This window comes from Thermosynechococcus sp. OHK43 (assembly GCF_014466085.1).
Taxonomy (GTDB): Bacteria; Cyanobacteriota; Cyanobacteriia; order Thermosynechococcales; family Thermosynechococcaceae; genus Thermosynechococcus.
Genome location: NZ_JACOMP010000065.1, coordinates 1 through 5,506, shown reverse-complemented (window position 1 = coordinate 5,506; position 5,506 = coordinate 1). Strand labels below are relative to the sequence as shown.

Genomic DNA, 5,506 nt, shown 5'->3' with positions numbered 1-5,506 from the left:
CCACATAGAGATGACAAAGACCATCGGCGTGACCCAGCACCGGAATCCGCGTGTTGTTCTGGATATAACGCACAAATTCATTGGAACCTCGCGGAATGATTAGATCAACCCACTGATCCAGTTGCAGTAGTTCGCTGATCTCCGATCGCTGGGTGAGGAGGGCGATCGCCCCCGCGGGCACTGCCGACTTCTCTAGCCCCCTATGAATAATCTGCATAATCGTTTGGCAAGAGCGACTGGCCTCCTGTCCTCCCTTGAGAATGGCGCCATTCCCCGATTTAATCGCCAAGGAAGCGATCTGCACTACTGCATCAGGACGCGCCTCAAAAATCACCCCTAGCACCCCAAGGGGACAGGTGACGCGACTGAGAATTAGCCCCCTATCCAATTCTCGATAGAGTTGACGCTGGCCAAGGGGATCCGGGAGGGCAGCAACTTGACGTACGCTCGCGATCGCCGCCGCTAGTTTACTGGGACTCAGTTCCAAGCGAGCATAGAGAGAAGAATTGAGCTGATTGGCCTTGGCCTGCTCACAATCGGCAGCATTGGCCGCCAGAATCTCCTCCCGCGCCTCCTCAAGGGCACAGGCCACCTGTTCTAGGGCCCCATTGCGGGCAGCGGCATCCAGCGTGGCCAACCGGCGCGCCTGCTCATGAACTTCTTTGACCCGTTGCAGGAGCGGAGAATCGGTCATAGGGGTTCTCAATTCCAAAGACACATCAAAAAACACATCAGCAGAGATACTTAAGGGCGATCGTACGCCAAATTGTCCCGCACTTGTGGTAGGTTAACGGCAATTGCGTTGCCCTAGAATTGGCCAAAAAACAGGTTTAGGAGGATCATGCGAATTCTATTTGTTGCTGCTGAGGCGGCACCACTGGCGAAAGTGGGGGGCATGGGGGATGTGGTTGGCGCTCTGCCCAAGGTGTTACGCCGCATGGGACATGATGTGCGCATTTTTATGCCCTACTATGGCTTCTTGCCCGATAAGGTAGAAATTCCCAAGGAGCCCATCTGGATTGGCCATGCCATGTTCCAGACGTTCCATGTCTATGAAACCGTGTTGCCGGGGTCGGAGGTGCCCCTTTACCTTTTTGGCCATCCCTGCTTTAATCCCCGCCGCATCTACTATGGGGAAGATGAGGACTGGCGGTTCACCTTCTTTGCCAATGGGGCAGCAGAATTTGCTTGGAACTACTGGAAGCCCCAGATTATCCATTGCCACGATTGGCACACGGGCATGATCCCCGTCTGGATGCATCAGGATCCCGACATTACCACGGTGTTTACAATCCATAACTTGGCCTATCAAGGACCTTGGCGGTGGCGGCTAGAGCAAATTACTTGGTGTCCGTGGTACATGCAGGGGCACAATACAATGGCAGCAGCAGTGCAGTATGCCGATCGTGTCAATACCGTTTCGCCCACCTACGCCGAGCAAATTAAAACCCCCGAATATGGCGAAAAATTGGAGGGGTTGCTATCGTTTATTAGCGGCAAGCTCTCTGGCATTCTCAATGGTATTGATACTGAGCTTTTTGATCCCAGTACCGATCGCGCCCTTGCCCAAAACTACACCGCAGACACCCTAGAGCGGCGTAAGGCTAACAAAATTGCCCTCCAGGAGGAACTGGGACTAGAGGTGAACTCCGGTGCTTTTTTGGTGGGGATGGTCAGCCGCCTAGTGGAGCAAAAGGGGCTGGATCTATTGATTCAAATTTTAGATCGCTTTCTTGCCTATACCGATAGCCAGTTTGTCCTTTTAGGGACGGGCGATCGCTACTACGAAACCCAGATGTGGCAAATTGCCTCCCGGTTTCCGGGGCGCTGTAGTGTGCAGTTGCTCTACAGTGATGTCCTGTCGCGGCGCATCTATGGCGGTGCCGACGCCTTCATTATGCCGAGTCGCTTTGAACCCTGTGGCATTTCCCAGATGATTGCGTTGCGCTATGGCTGCGTGCCGATTGTTCGCCGCACCGGTGGCCTTGTGGATACCGTTTCCCACCACAACCCTGAGCAGCAAACCGGAACGGGCTACTGCTTTGACCGCTATGAGCCCCTTGACTTTTACACCTGTCTAGTGCGGGCATGGGAAGGGTATCGCTACAAACGGGAGTGGCACGCCCTCCAGCAGCGGGGTATGCGCGAGGACTTTAGCTGGAGAAAATCGGCACTCGCCTACAATGCTCTCTATAATTCCATTTATGGATTGCCCCCGGAGACCATGCCCAATCCTAGTCCAACGCTGGTACCGGCAATGACCTAGTCATTGATATCGTGGCCATATCGTGGCTATGTAATGTGTGGTTATTATTGCCTACGAATACATTGACCCCCTCTGGCAGCCCCTACCCGATCCCCAAGTGTGGGGACAGGAGATTGACCACTGGGTACTGGATGTGGAGGCCGCCCGGCCGCAGTTGCGGTACTGGTTGCAGCGGCTAGTGCCTGGGTATTGGCTCTTGCAGCAATTAAGTGCCCTTGGCCAAACGGTGATGGAAGTGAGCGATCGCCTGCGGCAACTGGAGACAGCAGGGATGACCGTGATTGCCCTCGCTGAAGGCTACGTGAGCGATCGCCCCCCCGCTGGAGATCAATTCTTGTCCCTCTGGGATCAGGTTAAGCAGCAACTCCACCAGCAAACCCGCTGCCACAACCACGCTCGTAATCGTCTCAAGCACCGTCCCCCGCCGGGTCGTGCCCCCTATGGCTATCGCCGAGGCAAAGAGCACTATGTGATTGATCGAGCGGCAGCTGGTGTCGTCAAGGATTTTGTTGAGCATTTTCTCCTCTATGGCTCCCTCAGTGCGGCGGTGCGCTTTATTGCCCACACTCACCACAAGCGGATTAGCGTAGCCACAGGTCGGCGCTGGCTAACCCACCCCGTCTATCGCGGCCACCTTTACTACCAAGGAAAAACCGTGATTCCCCAGACCCATGCCCCCCTGATTGGGCCCGATGAAGCGGCTCAGGTGGATCGGCTGTTGCGGCGCCAACGCTCTCTACCCCGTCGCAGTGCCAGTGCTCCCCATCCTCTGGCGGGATTGGTGATTTGCCGCGAATGTCAGCAACGCTTTGGCCGGACTCAGGTGCAGCCCTATCGCCAACCCAGCCAATATGCCTATTTGCGTCCCCTCCACTGTCCGCTTTCCCCGAAGTGTCGCAGCATTCCCTACAACGCTGCCCTGGCTGCTGTGATTGATCAAATTGCCGAACGCCTGCCGCCGGCGATCGCTGAACTTTGCCTACCATCGTCAACCCTCACCACCGAAATTGCAGTCATTGACAGGCAGCTGCAACAACTCACGGAACTAGAAGGCCAAGGTCTCTTGGATGCGGAAACGGCTCAACTGCGCCGTTATAAACTGGCTGGGGAGCGGGCACGCATTGAGGCACAGCAGGCACAACTGCCCCCTAGCAATCTCTTGCAACTGGCGGTGACCCTGGGTCAGCCTCAATTTTGGTACCAACTCTCAGCTGCAGAGCAACGCTTTTATCTACGGGAGTTTTTACAGGCCATACAGGTCAGCAGCCGCCCCCCACAGCCTTGGTCTGTCCATTTACAATTTATTTGGGAACCCACTATTGGCAGTGGGCCTTAACCACTTCCAGTGCCCCCCTTAGCTGGAGAGCTGAAAGGGGAAGGGTATATAGATTAGTTTATAGATATAGATAAATAAAAAACACCAATAAGAAATTGCAGGTGTAAGAAGTTATGACGATTGAACTCAGCGATCGCCAAAAGCAAATTCTGGGCGCTACGATTAACCATTACATTGCTACGGCAGAACCCGTCGGCTCAAAGGCGATCGCCACCGAATATAACCTGAACGTCAGCCCAGCCACCGTGCGCAATACGATGCTACTCCTCGAGAAAAGCGGCCTGCTTTACCAGCCCCACACCTCCGCCGGGCGGGTGCCCTCCGATTCTGGCTATCGCGTTTATGTGGATGAACTGATCCAGCCTATTCCCGATATAGCTCGCAAAGCCGAGAGTCTCTTGAGTGAGCGGTTTATTTGGGGACAACAACGTCTTGAGGTGATCTTGCGGCAAGCAGCGCAGTTGCTTTCGGATCTCAGTGGCTACATTACGCTAATCACGCTGCCCAATTCTTTGGAGCGACAAATTCGGGTGATTCAACTGGTCGCTTTGGATGCGCAGCAGGTGATGGTAATTCTTGTTCTGGATACCTACGAAACCCAATCAGCGCTCATTCAACTGGGCCAGGAGGAAGAAGATCCCGAACTACGGGAGCGCACCCTACAGGTACTGACCAACTTCCTCAATCATCAGTTGCAGGGGCGATCGCTGGTGGAATTCAGTGCCATTGACTGGCAAAAACTGGATTTGGAGTTTCAGGCCTACAGCCAGCAGCTTCAGACCCTACTGCGGCAGTTGAGCGATCGCTGCAGCCACCAGAGGACCTCCTTTGTCATCAGTGGTCTTGCAGATGTCCTCCAGCAGCCAGAATTTTCCCAAGTGGAGCAGGTACAAATGCTACTGCATCTTCTCGAAGACCAACAGGATCAACTGGCTCCCCTGATCAGTAGCGATAGCCAAGCTCCCTCCCAAGTGCAAATCCGCATTGGCAGTGAAAATACCCTAGCGCCGATGCAGTCCTGTACCTTGGTCTATTCCTGCTACTGCTATGGGGACTCTCCCGTAGGCAGCGTTGGCATTCTAGGGCCGACGCGGATGCCCTATGCCCAGATTATTCCCTTAGTGGCCACAGCGGCAGATTATTTAACAGAGCAAGTCAGTCGCTATAGGTGAGTGCTCCTCAGCTCCGCAAGGGGCTGAGCTTTTGGGGATGAGGTAGGCAGAGAGCCAGCCCAGTCTCAAAAAAACCGGTAGCCCTATACTGGTTAAAGCCAAATTCCTCAACCGAGGAGGAAAGCAGCCACCGCTGCCCTCCCATGCCCTAAAGAGGATGGGCATTCCCGAAAACACAAGGGCAAACCCTGTGCGGTCAACCATTGGCTGGATCGGGCACAATAAGTTATTGGCCTTTCCTAGGGACACTTGGAGAATATTGAAATGCCTACACCCGCCTTGCTGGTTCTCGCCGATGGTTCAGTCTTTCGTGGTTTTTCCTTTGGGGCACCGGGGACAGCTATTGGAGAGGTGGTCTTTAATACCGGCATGACGGGTTATCAAGAGGTGCTCACCGACCCTAGTTATTATGGTCAAATCGTGACATTCACCTACCCCGAGTTGGGCAATACAGGAACCACCCCCGAAGACGATGAATCCGATCGCCCCCAAGTGCGGGGTGCTATTGCTCGCAATATCTGTGATATTCCCAGTAACTGGCGATCGCAACAATCGTTACCTGATTACCTCAAAGCCCATCGAATTCCCGCAATTTATGGGATTGACACCCGCGCCCTCACCCGCAAAATTCGTACCGTGGGTGCCATGAATGGCGGCATCTCCACAGAAATCCTTGACCCCGTTGAACTGCTGCAAAAAGTCCTTGCCGCTCCCAGTATGCAGGGACAAAAT

Annotated in this window: 5 protein-coding genes; 4 read left to right on the top strand and 1 reads right to left on the bottom strand. The window is 54.3% G+C overall.

The window, feature by feature from the left end; genetic code table 11:
• Positions 1–694: aldehyde dehydrogenase family protein (locus tag H8Q75_RS02885; RefSeq protein ID WP_297040346.1), on the bottom strand; the 694-nt coding region annotated here is incomplete at its 3' end.
• A gap of 147 nt (positions 695–841) precedes the next feature.
• Between H8Q75_RS02885 and glgA the strand changes: the two genes are divergently transcribed.
• From glgA to H8Q75_RS02865, 4 genes are all read left to right on the top strand, one after another.
• The gene (glgA, locus tag H8Q75_RS02880; protein WP_024125688.1) at positions 842–2,266 is read left to right on the top strand and encodes a glycogen synthase GlgA; all 1,425 of its coding nucleotides are present in this window, start codon (positions 842–844) and stop codon (positions 2,264–2,266) included.
• A 37-nt stretch (positions 2,267–2,303) separates the two neighbouring features.
• Complete coding sequence (locus H8Q75_RS02875; protein WP_297040343.1) at positions 2,304–3,602, top strand: recombinase family protein; 1,299 nt, start codon at positions 2,304–2,306, stop codon at positions 3,600–3,602.
• A gap of 113 nt (positions 3,603–3,715) precedes the next feature.
• A complete protein-coding gene (gene hrcA / locus H8Q75_RS02870; protein WP_297040342.1) occupies positions 3,716–4,774 on the top strand; it encodes a heat-inducible transcriptional repressor HrcA in 1,059 nt (352 codons plus the stop codon).
• 264 nt (positions 4,775–5,038) lie between these two features.
• Positions 5,039–5,506 (top strand): carbamoyl-phosphate synthase domain-containing protein (locus H8Q75_RS02865; protein ID WP_297040340.1); only part of this gene is annotated, 468 nt, incomplete at its 3' end.

Coding starts and splice junctions, on each gene's coding strand:
- hrcA (WP_297040342.1), top strand. CDS start 3,716: ATGACGATTGAACTCAGCGATCGCCAAAAGCAAATTCTGGGCGCTACG.
- glgA (WP_024125688.1), top strand. CDS start 842: ATGCGAATTCTATTTGTTGCTGCTGAGGCGGCACCACTGGCGAAAGTG.